At 72.7% G+C, this 17,949-nt stretch carries 10 protein-coding genes and 4 pseudogenes; 6 read left to right on the top strand and 8 right to left on the bottom strand.

Annotation, left to right across the window (positions count from 1 at the left end):
- Window positions 1-49 precede the first annotated feature (49 nt).
- The 7 genes and pseudogenes from DA06_RS00630 to DA06_RS00660 form a co-directional block, all read right to left on the bottom strand.
- A complete protein-coding gene (locus tag DA06_RS00630; protein WP_418606692.1) occupies window positions 50-193 on the bottom strand; it encodes a hypothetical protein in 144 nt (47 codons plus the stop codon).
- Window positions 190-1,024 (bottom strand): annotated as a pseudogene (locus DA06_RS00635) ((Fe-S)-binding protein). The gene DA06_RS00630 and the pseudogene DA06_RS00635 overlap by 4 nt, the downstream one beginning before the upstream one ends.
- A gap of 152 nt (window positions 1,025-1,176) precedes the next feature.
- Window positions 1,177-1,518, bottom strand: coding sequence for an SMP-30/gluconolactonase/LRE family protein (locus DA06_RS00640; protein ID WP_418606693.1), 342 nt, complete (start codon window positions 1,516-1,518; stop codon window positions 1,177-1,179).
- 106 nt (window positions 1,519-1,624) lie between these two features.
- Window positions 1,625-2,077, bottom strand: a pseudogene (locus DA06_RS00645) (SMP-30/gluconolactonase/LRE family protein); the annotation flags it as partial.
- Between the two features lie 150 nt (window positions 2,078-2,227).
- Complete coding sequence (gene glpK, locus DA06_RS00650; RefSeq protein ID WP_043496580.1) at window positions 2,228-3,748, bottom strand: glycerol kinase GlpK; 1,521 nt, start codon at window positions 3,746-3,748, stop codon at window positions 2,228-2,230.
- Window positions 3,749-3,758: 10 nt separating this feature from the next.
- Window positions 3,759-4,658, bottom strand: a complete 900-nt coding sequence (locus DA06_RS00655) for an MIP/aquaporin family protein (RefSeq protein ID WP_418608296.1) — start codon at window positions 4,656-4,658, stop codon at window positions 3,759-3,761.
- A 246-nt stretch (window positions 4,659-4,904) separates the two neighbouring features.
- Window positions 4,905-6,656 (bottom strand): FAD-dependent oxidoreductase, encoded by a 1,752-nt coding sequence (locus tag DA06_RS00660; RefSeq protein WP_418606694.1) that lies wholly within the window; start codon window positions 6,654-6,656, stop codon window positions 4,905-4,907.
- A 96-nt stretch (window positions 6,657-6,752) separates the two neighbouring features.
- Here DA06_RS00660 and DA06_RS00665 point away from each other — a divergent pair, with 96 nt between their 5' ends.
- The 3 genes from DA06_RS00665 to DA06_RS00675 all read left to right on the top strand — a co-directional run bounded on the left by DA06_RS00665 (window position 6,753) and on the right by DA06_RS00675 (window position 8,828).
- Entirely contained in the window at window positions 6,753-7,733 is a 981-nt protein-coding gene (locus DA06_RS00665; RefSeq protein WP_043496582.1) for a sugar-binding transcriptional regulator, read from the top strand.
- Entirely contained in the window at window positions 7,730-8,368 is a 639-nt protein-coding gene (locus tag DA06_RS00670) for an amino-acid N-acetyltransferase (RefSeq protein WP_043496587.1), read from the top strand. The genes DA06_RS00665 and DA06_RS00670 overlap by 4 nt, the downstream gene beginning before the upstream one ends.
- A gap of 100 nt (window positions 8,369-8,468) precedes the next feature.
- A complete protein-coding gene (locus tag DA06_RS00675) occupies window positions 8,469-8,828 on the top strand; it encodes a hypothetical protein (protein ID WP_418606696.1) in 360 nt (119 codons plus the stop codon).
- Between the two features lie 4 nt (window positions 8,829-8,832).
- On the opposite strand, the pseudogene DA06_RS00680 reads toward DA06_RS00675, so the two are convergent.
- Window positions 8,833-9,770, bottom strand: a pseudogene (locus tag DA06_RS00680) (A/G-specific adenine glycosylase).
- 437 nt (window positions 9,771-10,207) lie between these two features.
- Here DA06_RS00680 and gltB point away from each other — a divergent pair.
- The 3 genes and pseudogenes from gltB to pyk all read left to right on the top strand — a co-directional run bounded on the left by gltB (window position 10,208) and on the right by pyk (window position 17,920).
- A pseudogene (gene gltB, locus DA06_RS00685) lies at window positions 10,208-14,786 on the top strand (glutamate synthase large subunit).
- Window positions 14,753-16,264 carry a glutamate synthase subunit beta gene (locus DA06_RS00690; protein ID WP_418606697.1) on the top strand — a complete coding sequence of 504 codons (1,512 nt, stop codon included), beginning with the start codon at window positions 14,753-14,755 and terminating at the stop codon, window positions 16,262-16,264. Before gltB ends, DA06_RS00690 begins: the two are co-directional and overlap by 34 nt.
- Before the next feature lie 222 nt (window positions 16,265-16,486).
- A complete protein-coding gene (pyk, locus tag DA06_RS00695; RefSeq protein ID WP_043496595.1) occupies window positions 16,487-17,920 on the top strand; it encodes a pyruvate kinase in 1,434 nt (477 codons plus the stop codon).
- Window positions 17,921-17,949 lie beyond the last annotated feature (29 nt).

Below are 17,949 nucleotides of genomic sequence, written 5' to 3' on the forward strand. Positions count from 1 at the left end.
GGGAGGACCGCCAGACGGCCCGGGGCGGGCGGGTCAGGGCCCGGGCGGGTCAGAACCGCTCGGGGTAACCGATCTCCGGGGCGGTGACCTCGTCGAGGACGGAACGGATCGGGTCGGGCAGCTCCAGGTCCACCGCGGCGAGAACGCCGCGCAGCTGCCCGGCGGTGCGCGCGCCGGCGATCGCGCAGCTCACGCCCGGGGCGGAGCTGCCGGTCCGGGGCCGGCCGGGACCGCGGTCCCGGCGGTGCGGTCCACGGGCAGCACCGCGGGGGACCACGGCTCCTCGCGCGTGCTGGCGAGGACCTCCGCCAGGTGCGCCGCGTGGACGCCCGTGCCTGCCGGGACAGGCTTCCGGCCATGTTCATCAGGCACGAGTAGTCACCGGCCACCAGCACCTCGCGCCGGTGGAGACGACGTTGCGCACCTTCTCGTGCACCATCGCCGCGGACGTCTCCGAGTTCTTCAGCGAGAACGTGCCCCCGAACCCGCAGCAGGCCTGCGCCTCCGGCAGCGCCACGAGGTCGATCCCCGCGACCGCGCGCAGCAGCCGGAGCGGCTTGTCGCCCACCTTGATCATGCGCAGGGAGTGGCACGTGGGGTGGTAGGTGGCCGAGTGCGGGAACCAGGCCCCGACGTCGGTCACCCCCAGGACGTCGACCAGCAGCTCGGACAGCTCGTACGTCCGGGCGGCCACGAGCTCCGCGTCGCGCGCCAGACCGTTCTCGCCCTCCCGGCGGGCGACCATCGCCTGCTGGTGGCGCACCGATCCCACGCACGACCCCGAGGGTCCGACGACGGCGTCCCACTCGCCGTCGAGCACCGGCTCGAAGGTCCGCACGTGGTTCCGGATCACCGGCACCGCCTCGCGGAAGTACCCGGTGTTCACGTGCATCTGCCCGCAGCAGGCCTGGGACTCCGGGAAGACGACCTCGTGCCCCAGCCGCTCCAGCAGCCGCGCGGTCGCGGCCGGCGCCTGCGGGAACATGGCCTCGTTGATGCAGGTGGCGAACAGTGCGATCCGCACGTGACCTCCTTGGCGAGCGGGCGACGACGCGCCGGGTTCGCCATCCACCCTAGTGGGACGACGCCGCACACCCGGTGAGCCCGGCAGGTCCCACGTGAGGCAGGCGGGTCGAGCCCGCCGGGCGGCCCTGTCCCGCGGGCCGGGCCCGCCCGTCAGCCGGCGTACGGCAGGACCGGCCGTCCGGGCACGTCCACGCGGATCCGGAAGACGGCGCCCGCCTCGGGCTCGGGGTCCTCGAGCTTCTCGCGCGACGTGGTGACGAAGAGGTCGCGCCCGTCCTCGCCGCCGAGCGTGCACGCCGTCACCAGGCGGACGGGCAGGGAGATCTCGGTCAGGATCTCGGCGTCGGGCGAGTACAGGCGCACCCGCCCCACGCGGTTGAGCGCCACCCAGACGTTGCCGGCCGAGTCCACGCACAGGCCGTCGGCGCGCCCGTCGTCGGCGGAGTGGAAGCGCCGGCGGTTCGTCAGCGCGCCGTCGACGACGTCGAGCACGTCCGTCCCGCCGGTGTGCGTGTCGTTGTAGTAGGCGCGCGTGCCGTCGGGGGGAGAAGTCGATGCCGTTAGAGGTGGTGACGCTGTCCAGCACCACCGACACCTCGCCGGCCGGCGTGATCCGGAACAACGAGGACGCACCGACGGTCCTGTCGTACGCCATCCCGCCCGCGTACACGTTGCCCGCCGGGTCGCAGCCGCCCTCGTTCATGCGGATCCCCGGGTCGGACCAGAGCTCGGGCTGGGGGACCGGCAGCTCGTCCGGCCCGTCCGCGAGCGCCAGGCCGCGCTCGAGGCCGACGACGTAGCCGCCCCGCGTGCGCGGACGGACGAACGCGGCGACCTCGCCGACGTGGAGGCGGTCGACGGTGCCGTCGCCGCGCAGGGTCAGCAGGTCGCCGGCGAGCATGTCGACCCACCGCAGGCCGCCCCAGCTCCCGGACCACACCGGGCCCTCTCCGTGGTAGCACAGCGGGTCGGTGATCTGCTCGGGAGTCGTCATGGGCCCAGTCTGGCCGAAGTGGCGCGCGGGGGCACCAGTGCGTCGCCGCCAGCGCATCCGAACGTCCGTGCCCCGGTCGGACCACGTGGGACGGGGAAGACCGGTGTCCGTGGCGGACACCGGTCTTCCCCGTCGTGGCCGGCCCCGCCGTCGGGCGGCGCCGGTGACGTGTGCCGGTCTCAGCGCGTCAGCGCGTCGCCGTCGCGGTCAGCGAACGTCGTCGTCGACCCAGTCGAACGTCCGCGTGACGGCCTTCTTCCACAGGCGGTAGGTGCGCTCGCGCTCCTCCTCGTCCATGGACGGCTCCCACCGCTTGTCCTCGGCCCAGTTGTCGATGACGTCCTGCTCGCCCTGCCAGTAGCCGACGGCGATGCCGGCCGCGTAGGCGGCGCCCAGCGCCGTCGTCTCGGCGACCTTCGGGCGCACCACCGGCACGCCGAGGATGTCGGCCTGGAACTGCATGAGGGTCTCGTTGGCGACCATGCCGCCGTCGACCTTCAGCTCGGTCAGCTCGACGCCGGAGTCGATCTTCATCGCGTCGTTGACCTCGCGGGTCTGGAAGGCCGTGGCCTCCAGCACCGCCCGGGCGATGTGACCCTTGTTGACGTAGCGGGTCAGGCCGACGAGGGCGCCGCGGGCGTCGGACTTCCAGTACGGCGCGAACAGGCCGGAGAACGCCGGGACGAAGTAGGCGCCGCCGTTGTCCTCGACCGTGTCGGCCAGCTGCTCGATCTCCGGCGCGGAGGAGATGATGCCGAGGTTGTCGCGCAGCCACTGCACCAGCGAGCCGGTCACGGCGATCGAGCCCTCGAGCGCGTAGACCGCGGGCTGGTCGCCGATCTTGTAGCACACCGTGGTCAGCAGGCCGCTCTTGGACTCCACCTGCTCGGTGCCGGTGTTGATGAGCATGAAGTTGCCCGTGCCGTACGTGTTCTTGGCCATGCCGACCTCGAAGCACGCCTGACCGAACGTCGCCGCCTGCTGGTCGCCGAGGATGCCGGCGATCGGAACGCCGGGCACCATGCCGCCCTCGCGGCCCTCGCCGTACACCTCGGAGGAGGAGCGGATCTCGGGGAGCATGGACATGGGGATGCCCATGTCGGCCGCGATCTCCTCGTCCCAGCTGAGGGTCTCCAGGTCCATCAGCATGGTGCGGGAGGCGTTCGTGACGTCCGTGGCGTGGACGCCGCCCTGGGGCCCGCCGGTCATGTTCCACAGGACCCAGGCGTCGGTGTTGCCGAACATCAGCTCCCCGGCCTCGGCGCGGGCGCGGACGCCCTCGATGTTGTCGAGGATCCACTTGATCTTGGGGCCCGAGAAGTAGGTGGCGAGGGGCAGGCCGACCTTCTTCTTGTACCGGTCCTGGCCCTTCTTCCCGCCGAGCTCCTCCACGATCTTGGCGGTGCGGGTGTCCTGCCAGACGATGGCGTTGTACACGGGCTCGCCCGTGTTCCTGTCCCACACGACGGTCGTCTCGCGCTGGTTGGTGATGCCGACCGCGGCGATGTCGCGGTGGGTGAGGTTCGCCCGGGTGAGCGCGAGGCCCACCGCCTCACGCACGTTGCGCCAGATCTCCATCGGGTCGTGCTCGACCCAGCCCGCCTGCGGGAAGATCTGCTCGTGCTCGAGCTGGCCGGTCTCGACGATCTGACCCGAGTGGTCGAAGACGATCGCCCGGCTGCTCGTGGTGCCCTGGTCGATGGCGAGGACGTACTTCTCGTCAGCCATGGTGTTCCTTTCACATCATCGTGGGGCACCGCGGTCGGGTGCCCGGGAGGGTCGAGCGGGTAGTTGCGTGATGGAGCGTGATGGAGCGGGTTGTGCGGTCGAGCGGGTTCCGTGCCGTGGGGCGCCATGGCGCGGGCGGGCGGCGGAGGGCCGGGCGGACGACGCCGGAGCTCACGCCGCGGAGGTGCCGCCCGACCGGGACCGTCACGTGACGGCGCCGCCGAGGAGACCGCCGATCACACCACCGACGATCGGGCCGGCCACCGGGACCCAGGAGTAGCCCCAGTCGCTGTGCCCCTTGCCGCGGATCGGCAGGACGGCGTGGGCGACACGGGGGGCCGAGGTCACGGGCGGGGTTGATGGCGTACCCGGTCGGGCCACCGAGGCTCATGCCGATGCTGACCACGAGCAGGGCGACCGCGAGCGGACCGAGTCCGGAGGGGCTGGGGCCGAACAGGATGATGACGAAGACGAGGACGAAGGTGCCGATGACCTCGGTGACGAAGTTCCAGCCGTAGCTGCGGATCTCCGGCCCGGTGGAGAAGACGGCCAGCTTGGTGGCGCCCGGCGCCTCCTGGTCGAAGTGCGTCTTGAAGGCCAGGAACGCCAGGACGGCACCGATGAAGGCGCCGACGAACTCGCCGGCGAGGTAGGTGATGATGTTGCCGAAGGTCGAGGGAACGGCGGCGATGTCGAGATCCGGGTTGCCGCCGAAGAGGTCGCTGCCGCTCGCGGCGAGGCCGAGCGTGACGGCCGGGTTCAGGTGGGCGCCGGACTTGTACGCCACGTACACGCCGGCGAAGACGGCAAGTCCCCACCCGAACGTGATGACGACCCAGCCGGAGTTGAAACCCTTCGTCTTCGGAAGGATGACGTTCGCGACGACGCCGCAACCCAGCAGGGTCAGCATCGCGGTGCCCATCACCTCCGAGAAGAAGATGTCCATCATCGAAAGTTCCACTGTGAACTCACTTTCTGGTCACGTCCGCGTGTCCAGTCGGGCGCGCATGGCGCGGTGTCGGTCCTGGCCGCCTGGGGCGGTTGATCAGGATGATCCTCGTTGTCAAGGTCCGTAGGGGCGTTTTTCGTGGGCAGATCAGGGGCGTGTCGCCCCCCACAGCCCTGCGCCCGGACGGTGGGTCCGGCGCAGGAGGGGTCAGTCGTCGGGGTCGATGGGTCCCAGGTCACGCACCGGGACCACGTCCTCCACTCTCAGCCGGGTCCCTGCGGCGGCGTCGTCCGAGGGCTCGTGCTCCGCGGCGATCTCGGCCTCCGCCTGCCGGCGGTAGCCGGCGATCTCCCGCTCGGTGCGTGCGGCGTCCCAGCCGAGGAGCGGGCCCGCGATGCCGGCGATCTCCTCGAGCGCGGACAGGCCGCGGTCACGGGTCTCGAAGCTGAGCCGGATGCGGTGCAGCAGGATGTCCTCGAGGTGCAGGACGCCCTCGTGCGTGGCCGCGAACACGACCTCTGCGGCCAGGTAGGCGTCCGCGTTCTGGAGCGGGCGGCCCAGGCTCGGGTCGGCGTCGATCAGCTCCAGCACCGTGGCGATCTCGGAGCCGTAGCGGTGGAGCAGGTGCTCCACCCGTTCGGAGGTCCACCCGTAGCGGGCCGCGATCTGGGCCCGGCGTCGCTTGGTGGCGGTGAAGCCCTCCGCCCCGACGAGCGGGGTGCGGGCGGTGACCGACGGCATCGCCTTGGCGCGGGGGCCGAGCGCGAAGTCGACGGCGTCCTCGGCCATCTGCCGGTACGTGGTCAGCTTGCCGCCGGCGATCACGGTCAGCCCGGGCGCGGCCTCGGTGACCGTGTGCTCGCGGGAGACCTTGGTCGAGGCGGAGTCGTCGCCCTTGGTGCCCGGCTGGAGGAGCGGGCGGAGGCCGGCGTAGACGCCGATGATGTCGTCGCGCCCGATGGGCGGGTCCAGGACCGCGTTGGCGTGGTCGAGGATGTAGTCGACGTCCTCGCTGGTGGCGACGGGGTGCTGCCGCGCCTCGTGCCAGGGCGTGTCGGTGGTCCCGATGATCCAGTACCGGTCCCACGGGATGACGAAGAGCACCGACTTCTCCGTGCGGAGGAACAGCCCGGTCTGGCCGTTGATCCGCTCCCGGGGCACGACGATGTGCACGCCCTTGGAGGCGAGCACCTCGAGGCCCTCGCCCGTCCCGCCCAGCGCCTCGGTCTGCTCCGTCCACACGCCCGTGGCGTTGATGATGTGGCGGGCGCGCACGGTGCGGGACTCCCCGGTCTCGAGGTCCACCACCACGGCGCCGGTCACGCGGCCGCTCGCGTTCTTGGTCATCTCGACGACCTGGGTCCGGGAGGCTGCGAGCGCCCCGTAGCCGACGGCGGTGCGGATCAGGGCGAGCACCAGGCGCGCGTCGTCGACCCGGGCGTCGTAGAACCGGATCGCGCCGACGAGGCTCTTGGGGTTCATCTGCGGGAACAGGTTGAGCGCGCCGGCCTTGGAGTAGTGCTTCTGGACCGGCACGGACAGGCCCTTGGCGCCGAGGATGGCGAGGGCGTCGTACATGCCGACGCCGACGGCGCTGTAGGCCCGCTCGATGACCGGCGTCTTCAGCGGCCACAGGAACGGCTGGGCGGAGACCAGGTGGGGGGCGAGGGTCTGCAGCAGCCGGGCGCGCTCGGTGAGGGCCTCGTGGACCAGCTTGAAGTCCAGCTGGTAGAGGTACCGGAGCCCGCCGTGGACGAGCTTGCTCGACCGGGACGAGGTCCCGCTCGCCCAGTCCTGCATCTCGACGACGGCGGTGCGCAGGCCCCGGGTGGCGGCGTCCAGCGCGATGCCCGCGCCCGTCACCCCGCCGCCGATGACCAGGACGTCCACGCCCTCGTCGTCGCTCATGGCGGCGAGCGCCGCCGACCGGGTCTGCTCGTTCAGCGTGGTCGTCCTCACGTGCTCCTCCTCGGACCGACGGGTGCGACCTATGCTGTCCGTGCTCGCACAAGCGCGCAATCCGATTGCACGAACGTGCAGGCCCGGGGAGGTGGCGTGAGCGGTCGTGAGGACGACGTGTACGTCGCCGCGGCGATGTACTACCTCCAGGACGAGACGATGGACGCGATCGCCCGGAGGCTGGGCGTCTCGCGCTCCACGGTCTCCCGCCTGATCAAGAGGGCGCGCGACTCCGGCCTCGTCCACATCTCGATCGAGCCGCGCACCGCCGGCTCCGACGTCGTCTCCCGCACGCTGCGCGACATGTTCGGCATCGAGGCCCACGTGGTGCCGGTGCGGGAGGGCGCGACCGACGTCCAGCGCCTCGACCAGGTCGCGCAGGTCGCCGGCCGGACCGTCTCGGCGTGGGTGGAGCCCGGGACGGTGCTCGGGCTGGCCTGGGGGACCACGGTCTCCGCCGTCGTCGGCCATCTCACCCCGCGGCGCGCCCCGGGCAGCGCGGTCGTCCAGCTCAACGGTGCGGCCAACCCGGTCACGTCCGGGATCCCGTACGCGGGCTCGATCATGACGGCTGCCGCCGAGGCGTTCGACGCGCGGGTGCACCACTTCCCCGTGCCGGCGTTCTTCGACTTCGCCGAGACGAGGGCGGCGATGTGGCGCGAGCGGTCCATCCGGCGGGTCCTGGCCGTGCAGGAGCGGGCCGACATCGCGCTCTTCGGCGTCGGCGCGCTCACCGGCACGCTCGCCTCCCACGTCTACGCGGCCGGGTACCTCGACCGCGAGGACCTCGAGCAGCTGCGCGCCACGGGCGTGGTCGGCGACGTCTGCACGGTGCTGCTGCGCGAGGACGGCTCCTACGAGGACATCGCCCTCAACCAGCGCGCCACCGGGCCCACCCCGCGGGAGCTGAGCCGGATCGCCCGGCGCATGTGCGTCGTCGCGGGCACGGCGAAGGTGTCCCCGCTGCTCGGCGCCCTGCGCGCCGGCGTGATGACGGACCTGGTGGTCGACGAGACCACCGCCCGCGCCGTCGTCGAACGGGTGCGCAACCACCGCGGCCCTAGGATCGGCCCGTGAGCGAGCAGGTGGTCGTCCGGCAGGCGCGCCCCGCCGACGTGCGGGCGATCTACGAGCTGGTCCAGCCGTACGCGGAACGGCGCATCCTGGTGGCCAAGGAGCTCATCGACTACTTCGAGGCGGTCCAGGAGTTCGTCGTCGCCGAGGAGCCGGGAGCCGGCGGGGCTGCCGGCTCGGGCGGGCGGGCGTCCGACGTTGGCGGCACCGACGCGCGCGGTGCCGCTCCCGGCGGGCGGGCGTCCGACGCCGGCGGTACCGGTAGCGAGGCTGCCGGCTCCGGCAACGGAGCGAGCATCCTCGGCTGCGGCGCCCTGCACGTGCTCTGGGACGACATCGCCGAGGTCCGCACCCTCGCCGTCGCCCCCGAGGCGGCCGGGCGCGGCATCGGGCGCCGGCTCCTGGGAACCCTCGTCAACCGGGCCAGGAACCTGGGTCTGCGGCGCGTCTTCTGCCTGACCTTCGAGGTCGACTTCTTCCGCCGGCACGGCTTCGAGGTGATCGCCGGGACGCCGGTCGGCACCGACGTCTACGCCCAGATGCTCCGCTCGCACGACGACGGCGTCGCCGAGTTCCTCGACCTCGCCCGGGTCAAGCCCAACACCCTCGGCAACTCCCGGATGCTCCTGGAGCTCTGACTCCCGGAGCGGGCCGGTCACCGGCGCAGGAAGCGCAGGACGGCGACCACCTGCGCGCTGACCAGCGCGCACGCGAGCACGGCGACCCACGCCGAGGGGCGTGCGAGGATCCACGCCGTCGCCCCCCACGGCCAGCACCGCGGCCAGCACCGCGGCGAGGCGACCGAGCGCGGCGCGCACGCGCGGGGTCACCTGGCGCGGCTCCCTCCCCCGCGAGCACCCGGCGAAGTCCCAGCCCGGCGCTCGCGGCCGCGAGCAGCCCGGCGACCTGGCCGGCCGCCAGCAAGGTGAGTCCCGGCCACAGGGATGCGGCGTCGTCGTGAGCAGGACGAGGGCCGCGCCCATCAGCCCGAGGGCGACGCAGGCGCCGGCGCAGACCAGGAGCGTGACGCGCAGCGCCCGGACCGCCCGGGCGACGGCGACGTCCTCGGGCGGTGCGGTGCTCACCGGAGCAGGGTAGTGCGTCACGGCAGCCGGTAGCCGGACGCGTCGGGGCAGGCGACGACGAGGCCGTCGGCCACCAGGGACGCGAGCGCACGGGGCCGGCTGCTCCGGGTCGGCGAGGGCCGCCGGGTCCGCCCCGTGGGCGCCCGCGGCGAGCAGGTCCTGCCGCCCGGCGGCGAGCCCGTCCGGCAGTCGCCGCAGGTGCGCCATGATGCGGCCGCGGACCTGACGGTCGGTGCCGTGCCAGGCCTGGGTACGACGTCGGTGGGCGTGCTCGTCCTCCGGGCGCCCCGCGGCCACCCAGGCGCACCGCTCCAGCAAGGGGCACCCGGCGCACCGGGGCGCGCGTGCCGTGCACACCAGGGCCCCGAGCTCCATGACGCCGACGTTCCAGCGGACCGACGCTTCCGTGGCGGCGGGCAGGTAGCCGGCGGCGCGCTCGCGCTCGGCCCGACCCGGCGCGGGCGACGGAAGGGCCCGGCCCTCGATCACCCGGCCCAGCACGCGCCGGACGTTCGTGTCCAGGGACGACGGCGCGGTGTCCGTGGGCGAAGGCCGCCACCGCGGCCGCGGTGTAGGGGCCGATGCCCGGCAGGGCGAGCAGCTCCTCCTCGGTCGTCGGCACCGCCCCGCCGTGGTCGGCGACGACGGTGCGGGCGCACTCCTGCAGGCGCAGAGCGCGCCGGGGGTAGCCGAGGCGGTCCCAGGCGCGCAGGACGTCGGCGGCCGGGGCGGCCGCGAGATCGGCCGGCGTGGGCCAGCGCTCCATCCAGGCCGTCCAGGCCGGTCCGACCCGGACCACGGGGGTCTGCTGAAGCATGACCTCGCTGACCAGCACGGCCCAGGGACTCGTTCCTGGTCGCCGCCAGGGAAGGTCGCGGGCGTTGGCCTCGAACCAGGCGAGCACCTCGGCGTGGAGGTCCGCGAGGTCCTCCGCGGCCTCCGCCGTCCGGGTCACCGGCCGGGTGCCGGTCAGCTGTCGTCCCACTCGTGCAGTGTGCCCGGCGCCCAGCCCGCCCACCCAACCGGTCAACCTGCCGGCACCACCGCCGCGGCACCGACGGCCAGCCACGCGCCGGCCGCCGGGCCCCTCGCGGTCCGGGCGCCGCGACCGACGACGCCGACCGGAGATCGTGACTCGCCTCACCCCCGAGCCGGGCCGGGAGGCCGGGCACCCGGGGCGCCGGGGCTTGACACGGGGCCGCCACGGGCCGTTCGCTGGGGTCTCGGGCGGCGGGCTCCGGTGCGAGTGTCAAGTATGTGGACACATACCGTTAACCCAACGTCATCGGCGAGTAATATCTGCCCTCCACGGGACGACGACGACCCACCACATCAGCACCACGACGATGCGGAGCCGTCCGACCGGGCCTCCGCAGTGAGGACAGCACGCGGATGGAGTCACCTCAGGTCTCCGGGCCTTTCCCCGCGCGCCCGCGCACGGGTCTGTACTCGCCCGACCGGGAGCACGACGCCTGCGGGGTCGCCTTCGTCGCGACGCTCCGCGGCACCCCGGGCCGCGACATCGTGGACGCCGGGCTGACCGCACTGCTCAACCTGGACCACCGCGGCGCCGTCGGCGCCGAGGAGAACACCGGTGACGGCGCGGGACTGCTCACCCAGGTCCCCGACGCCTTCCTGCGCGAGGTCGTCGGCTTCGCGCTGCCGCCCGCCGGCCGCTACGCCGTCGGCCTGGTCTTCCTTCCCGGTGCCGACGAGGACGACGCCGCACTGACGGGTGCCGTCGAGCGGATCGAGGCCCTCGCCGCGGAGGAGAGCCTCACCGTCCTGGGCTGGCGCGACGTGCCCACCGACCCGTCGATGATCGGCCCCAGCGCGCTGGAGTCCATGCCCACGTTCCGTCAGCTCTTCGTCGCGGCGGCCGACGGCGCGGCCGCGGAGCTCGAGCTGGACCGGATGACCTTCCGGCTGCGCAAGCGCGCCGAGCACGAGACCGGCATCTACTTCGCTTCCCTCTCGTCCCGCACCCTCGTCTACAAGGGCATGCTCACGACGACGCAGCTGCAGCCGTTCTTCCCGGACCTGTCCGACCCCCGGTTCGCCTCCGAGCTCGCGCTCGTCCACTCGCGCTTCTCCACCAACACGTTCCCGTCCTGGCCGCTGGCCCAGCCGTTCCGCATGCTCGCCCACAACGGCGAGATCAACACTGTGCGCGGCAACCGGAACTGGATGTCCGCCCGGCAGGGCATGCTCGCCTCCGACGTCCTCGGCGACCTCGAGGACCTCCTGCCGGTGTGCACCCCGGGCGGGTCGGACTCGGCGACCTTCGACGAGGTCCTGGAGCTGCTCCACCTCGCGGGCCGGTCGCTGCCCCACGCGATGCTCATGATGGTCCCCGAGGCGTGGGAGAACCACACCTCCATGGACCCGGGTCTGCGGGCGTTCTACGAGTACGCCTCGACGATCATGGAGCCCTGGGACGGGCCCGCCGCCCTCACGTTCACCGACGGCCGCGTCATCGGCGCGGTCCTGGACCGCAACGGTCTGCGCCCCGGCCGCTACTGGGTCACCGACGACGGCCTGGTGGTCCTCGCCTCCGAGTCCGGCGTGCTCGACCTCGACCCCGAGCGGATCGTCGGCAAGGGCCGCCTCGAGCCCGGCCGGATGTTCCTGGTCGACACCGGGACGGGCCGCATCGTCGAGGACGAGGAGATCAAGCGCAGCCTCGCCGAGGCGCACCCCTACCGGGAGTGGCTCGACGAGGGCCTCATCCACCTCGAGGACCTGCCCGACCGCGACCACGTCGACCACTCGCGGCTGTCGGTGGTGCGCCGCCAGCAGACCTTCGGCTACACGGAGGAGGAGCTGCGCCTGCTGCTCGCCCCGATGGCCGCGAACGGGGCCGAGGCCATCGGCTCCATGGGCACCGACACGCCGCTGGCGGTGCTGTCCGCGCGTCCGCGGCTGCTGTTCGACTACTTCACCCAGCTCTTCGCGCAGGTGACCAACCCGCCGCTGGACTCCATCCGCGAGGAGCTCGTCACCTCGCTGGCAGGTGCGATCGGGCCCGAGCCCAACATGCTCGTGGACTCGCCCAGCCACGCCCGCAAGGTCGTGGTGCCGTTCCCGACGATCGACAACGACCAGCTCGCCAAGATCAAGAAGATCGGCCGCACCCCGCGCCAGGGCAAGGGCTTCTCCGCCGTCGTCGTCGAGGGTCTCTACCGCGTCTCCGGCGGGGGAGCGGCGCTGCAGGCGCGGCTCGAGGAGATCTTCGACGAGGTCGACAACGCCATCGACGCCGGCGCGAGCTTCATCGTCCTCTCCGACCGGGAGTCGACGGCGGAGCTGGCCCCGATCCCGTCGCTGCTCCTCACCTCCGCGGTCCACCACCACACGCTGCGCCGGCAGACCCGCACGAAGATCTCCCTGATCGTCGAGGCGGGGGGACGTGCGCGAGGTCCACCACGTCGCCCTCCTGGTCGGGTACGGCGCCGCCTGCGTGAACCCCTACCTGGCGATGGAGTCGGTCGAGCACCTCGTGCGCGAGGGCGTCCTCGAGGGCGTGACGCCGGAGCAGGCCGTGAAGAACGTCATCAAGGCGCTCGGCAAGGGCGTGCTGAAGGTGATGTCCAAGATGGGCATCTCCACCGTGATGTCCTACCGCGGCGCCCAGGTCTTCGAGGCCATCGGGCTGTCCGAGGACCTCGTCGAGGAGTACTTCACGGGCACGCCCACCCCGCTCGGCGGCGTCGGCCTCGACGTCATCGCCGCCGAGGTGGCCGCCCGTCACGCCACCGCCTACCCGCCGTCGGGCATCTCCCCGGCGCACCGCACGCTGCGCATGGGCGGGGAGTACCAGTGGCGCCGCGAGGGCGAGCCGCACCTGTTCGACCCGGAGACGATCTTCCGCCTCCAGCACTCGACCCGGACCCGCCGCTACGACATCTTCCGGAAGTACAGCCACGGCGTCGACGAGCAGTCCCGCCGCCTGATGACGCTGCGCGGGCTCATGAAGCTGCGGACCGGGGTGCGCGAGCCGATCCCGGTGGACGAGGTCGAGCCCGTCAGCGAGATCGTCAAGCGGTTCTCCACCGGCGCGATGAGCTACGGCTCCATCTCCGCCGAGGCGCACGAGACCCTCGCGATCGCGATGAACATGCTCGGCGCGAAGTCCAACACCGGCGAGGGCGGGGAGGACCCGGAGCGCCTGCACGACCCGCGGCGCCGCTCCGCGATCAAGCAGGTCGCGTCGGGGCGCTTCGGCGTCACCGCCGAGTACCTCACCAACGCCGACGACATCCAGATCAAGGTGGCCCAGGGCGCCAAGCCCGGCGAGGGCGGTCAGCTGCCCGCGCACAAGGTCTACCCGTGGGTGGCCAAGACCCGGCACTCCACCCCGGGCGTCGGGCTGATCTCCCCGCCGCCGCACCACGACATCTACTCCATCGAGGATCTCGCCCAGCTCATCCACGACCTGAAGAACGCCAACCCCTCCGCGCGCATCCACGTCAAGCTCGTCTCCGAGATCGGCGTGGGCACCGTGGCGGCAGGGGTGGCCAAGGCGCACGCCGACGTCGTCCTCGTCTCCGGGCACGACGGCGGAACCGGGGCCTCCCCGCTGACCTCGCTCAAGCACGCGGGCGGGCCGTGGGAGATCGGGCTCGCCGAGACCCAGCAGACCCTCGTCCTCAACGACCTGCGGGACCGGATCGTCGTACAGACCGACGGTCAGCTCAAGACCGGGCGGGACGTCGTCGTCGCGGCGCTCCTGGGCGCCGAGGAGTTCGGGTTCTCCACGGCCCCGCTGGTGGTCGAGGGCTGCATCATGATGCGCGTGTGCCACCTGGACACCTGCCCGGTGGGCGTGGCCACGCAGAACCCCGAGCTGCGCCAGCGGTTCACCGGCAAGGCGGAGCACGTGGTGGCGTTCTTCGAGTTCGTCGCGCAGGAGGTGCGCGAGTACCTCGCCTCGCTCGGTCTCCGGTCGGTCGAGGAGGCGATCGGGCAGGTCGACCTGCTCGACGTCCGCGACGCCGTCGACCACTGGAAGGCCTCCGGCCTCGACCTCTCGCCGCTCCTGGTCAAGGTCGAGCCGAAGGCCGGCTCCGCCCTGCGGCACGCCCGCGCCCAGGACCACGGCCTGGAGAGGGCCCTGGACAACGAGCTGATCGCCCGCAGCGCCCCGGCGCTCGAGCGGGGCGAGCCGGTGCGGATCGACCTGGGCGTGCGCAACGTGCACCGCACCGTGGGGACCATGCTCGGCCACGAGGTGACCCGCAGGTACGGCGGGGACGGCCTGCCCGACGGCACGATCGACGTCACGCTGACCGGCTCGGCCGGGCAGTCCTTCGGGTCGGTCCTGCCCCGCGGCGTCACCCTGCGGCTGGTCGGGGACGCCAACGACTACGTGGGCAAGTCCCTCTCCGGCGGACGCATCGTCGTGCGCCCGGACCCGCGGAGCGTCTTCGCGGCGGAGGACAACGTCATCGCCGGGAACGTCGTGGGCTACGGCGCCACGTCCGGCGAGATCTTCCTCCGGGGCCGCGCCGGCGAGCGGTTCGCCGTGCGCAACTCCGGCGCCACGCTCGTCGTCGAGGGGGTGGGCGACCACGCCGCCGAGTACATGACGGGCGGGACCCTGCTCGTCCTGGGCGGCACCGGACGCAACCTCGGCGCCGGCATGTCGGGCGGGACCGCCTACGTGCTCGACCTCGACGTCGCGAACGTCAACGCTCCCGCGCTGGCCGACGGCGACCTCCTCCTCTCCCCGCTCGACCCGGAGGACGTCTCCATCGTCGCGGACCTGCTGCGCCGCCACGTCGAGCTGACCGGCTCCGCCGTCGCCGAGCAGCTGCTCGAGAACCTCGACGACCTTCCCGCGCGGATCACCAAGGTGCTCCCGCGTCAGTACGCCGCCGTCTCCGCCGCCCTCGTCCGGGCGGCCGAGGACGGCCTCGACCCGGCCTCGCCCGACGTGTGGGCCACGATCATGGAGGCGACCCGTGGCTGACCCCCCAGGGCTTCCTGAAGCACCGCGAGCGTGAGCTCCCGGCCCGCCGGCCGGTGGCCGTGCGCATCCTCGACAACCGCGAGGTCTACACCCGCCGCCTCGAGGACTCCCCGGCGCTGACGCGCCAGGCGAGCCGCTGCATGGACTGCGGCGTGCCGTTCTGCCACAACGGGTGCCCGCTCGGGAACCTCATCCCCGAGTGGAACGAGCTCACCCGCCGCGAGGACTTCGCCGGCGCGATCGAGCGCCTGCACGCGACGAACAACTTCCCCGAGTGGACGGGACGGCTGTGCCCCGCCCCGTGCGAGACGGCGTGCGTGCTGGGCATCAACCAGCCGGCGGTGACGATCAAGCAGATCGAGCAGTCCATCGCCGACAACGCGTGGGACCTCAACCTGGTCGAGCCGCAGATCCCCGAGCGGCTGACGGGATCAACCGTCGCCGTCGTCGGCTCCGGGCCCGCCGGGCTCGCCGCGGCCCAGCAGCTCACCCGGGCCGGCCACACCGTGGCCGTGTACGAGAAGGACGACCGCGTCGGCGGCCTGCTCACCTACGGCATCCCCGACTTCAAGATGGAGAAGTCCCAGGTGGACCGCCGGATCGAGCAGATGGAGGCGGAGGGCACCCGGTTCCGGCCCGGCGTGGACGTGGGCGGCACCGGTGAGGGCGCGCTCAGCGGCCAGGACCTGCTCGAGCGCTACGACGCCGTCGTCCTCGCCGTGGGCTCCACCGTCCCGCGCGAGCTGCCCGTCCCCGGCCGTGACCTCGGCGGCATCCACCCGGCCATGGACTACCTGGTCCAGCACAACCGCGTCGTCGCCGGGCAGGAGGTGCCCGGGCAGATCCTTGCGACCGGGAAGGACGTCGTCGTCATCGGCGGCGGTGACACCGGCTCGGACTGCCTCGGCACCGCCCTGCGGCAGGGCGCCCGATCGGTCACCCAGATCGACATCAACCCCCTGCCCAGCGTCGATCGTCCCGCCGACCAGCCGTGGCCGACGTACCCGAAGATCTACCGGGTCTCCACCTCCCACGAGGAGGGCGGCGAGCGGGTCTACGCCACCTCGACGGTCGAGCTCCTCTCCGACGGCTCGGCGGGGGAGGGCCAGGTGACCCACCTGCGCCTGGTGGACGTCGACCGCACCTCGGGCACCGCGATCCCGATCGAGGGCACTGAGCGCATCGTCCCGGCCCAGCTCGTGCTGCTGGCCCTGGGCTTCTCCGGGGTGCCGCGCGGCGGCCTCGCCGAGCAGCTCGGCGTCGAGGTGGACGAGCGCGGACGGGTGGTGCGCGACGAGACGTTCGCCACGTCGGTGCCGGGCGTGTTCGTCGCGGGCGACGCCGGACGGGGCCAGTCGCTCATCGTGTGGGCCATCGCCGAGGGGCGCGCCGCCGCCGCGGCGGTCGACACCTACCTCGGCGGCGACACCGACCTCCCGGCGCCGATCCTGCCCTCCACGGTGTCCGTGTCGGCCTGATCCGAGCGCACGACGCGGCCCGGAGCTTCCCCTCGCGGGGAGCCCGGGCCCTCGTGCGTTCCGGGGACAGGGGGCCCGCCCGCGCCGTCGGACCGCGCGGCCGGAGCGGAGGACCTTCGTCCGCCGCCTTCCGCCCCGAGCCGCAGATGTGGCCTAGGCAACACCGGGCACCCCGTGGTCGCGGCGGGTGCGCCCTCACCCCCAGGCCCTAGGCTGGGGCCCATGCGTAGAGCGAAGATCGTGTGCACGATTGGCCCAGCCACTGCCTCAGCCGAGAAGGTCCAGGAACTCGTCGACGCCGGGATGGACGTCGCCCGGATCAACCGGTCCCACGGATCCGTCGAGGAGCACGAGGCGGTCTACAACAACGTCCGCGCCGCGGCCCAGGCCTCCGGCCGCGCCGTCGCCGTCCTCGTGGACCTGCAGGGTCCGAAGATCCGGCTGGGCAACTTCGCCGACGGCAAGGAGGAGCTCCGCGAGGGCGACACCTTCACCATCACCACGGAGGACGTCCCCGGCACCAAGGAGCTCGTCTCCACCACCTACGAGGGCCTGCCCGGCGACTGCACGCCCGGGGACCGGATCCTCATCGACGACGGCAAGGTCGCGGTGCGCGTCCTCGAGGTCGACGGCCCCCGCGTCATCACCCGCGTCGAGGTGCCGGGCCCCGTCTCGGACCACAAGGGCCTGAACCTGCCCGGCGTCGCCGTCTCCGTGCCCGCCCTGTCGGAGAAGGACAAGGACGACCTGCGCTGGGGCCTGAAGGTCGGCGCCGACCTCATCGCCCTGTCCTTCGTCCGCTCCGCCGCGGACATCGAGGACGTCCACGCGATCATGGACGAGGTCGGCCGCCGCGTGCCGGTCGTCGCCAAGGTCGAGAAGCCGCAGGCCGTGGAGAACCTCGTCGAGATCGTCGACGCCTTCGACGCCATCATGGTCGCCCGCGGCGACCTCGGCGTGGAGCTCCCGCTGGAGCAGGTGCCGCTGGTGCAGAAGCGCGCCATCGAGCTCGCCCGCCGGAGCGCCAAGCCCGTCATCGTCGCCACGCAGATGCTGGAGTCGATGGTCACGAACCCCCGGCCCACCCGCGCCGAGGCGTCCGACGTCGCGAACGCCATCCTGGACGGCGCCGACGCGGTCATGCTCTCCGGCGAGACCTCCGTGGGCGACTTCCCGATCGAGACCGTGCGCACCATGGCCCGCATCGTGGAGAACACCGAGGAGAACGGCGGCGAGCGCATCGCCCCGCTCGGCTCGAGCCCGCACACCCGCGGCGGCGTCATCACCAAGGCCGCCATGGAGATCGGCGAGATGCTCGAGGTCAAGTACCTCGTCACCTTCACCCAATCGGGCGACTCCGCGCGCCGGATGTCCCGCCTGCGTTCGGCGATCCCGCTGCTGGCCTTCACCCCGGACACCGACACCCGCAACCGCCTCGCCGTGAGCTGGGGCGTGCAGACCTACACGGTCCCCGAGGTCAGCCACACCGACGACATGGTCAACCAGGTCGACCAGATCCTGCAGACCTCCGGGCTCGCGGACGAGGGCGACCGCGTCGTCATCGTCGCCGGCATGCCGCCCGGGCAGGTGGGGTCCACCAACTCGATCCGCGTCCACAAGATCGGGGAGACCTACAGCAAGGCCACCCGGGCCTGATCCCAGGTGCGGCCCCGTCCGGCCCGACC

This window comes from Georgenia sp. SUBG003, assembly GCF_000715355.2.
In the GTDB taxonomy this organism is placed as follows: domain Bacteria; phylum Actinomycetota; class Actinomycetes; order Actinomycetales; family Actinomycetaceae; genus Georgenia.

Excerpts from the sequence above, each read along its gene's own strand:
- DA06_RS00655 (WP_418608296.1), bottom strand. The coding sequence starts at position 4,658 with ATGCTGACCCTGCTGGGTTGCGGCGTCGTCGCGAACGTCATCCTTCCG.
- pyk (WP_043496595.1), top strand. The coding sequence starts at position 16,487 with ATGCGTAGAGCGAAGATCGTGTGCACGATTGGCCCAGCCACTGCCTCA.
- glpK (WP_043496580.1), bottom strand. The coding sequence starts at position 3,748 with ATGGCTGACGAGAAGTACGTCCTCGCCATCGACCAGGGCACCACGAGC.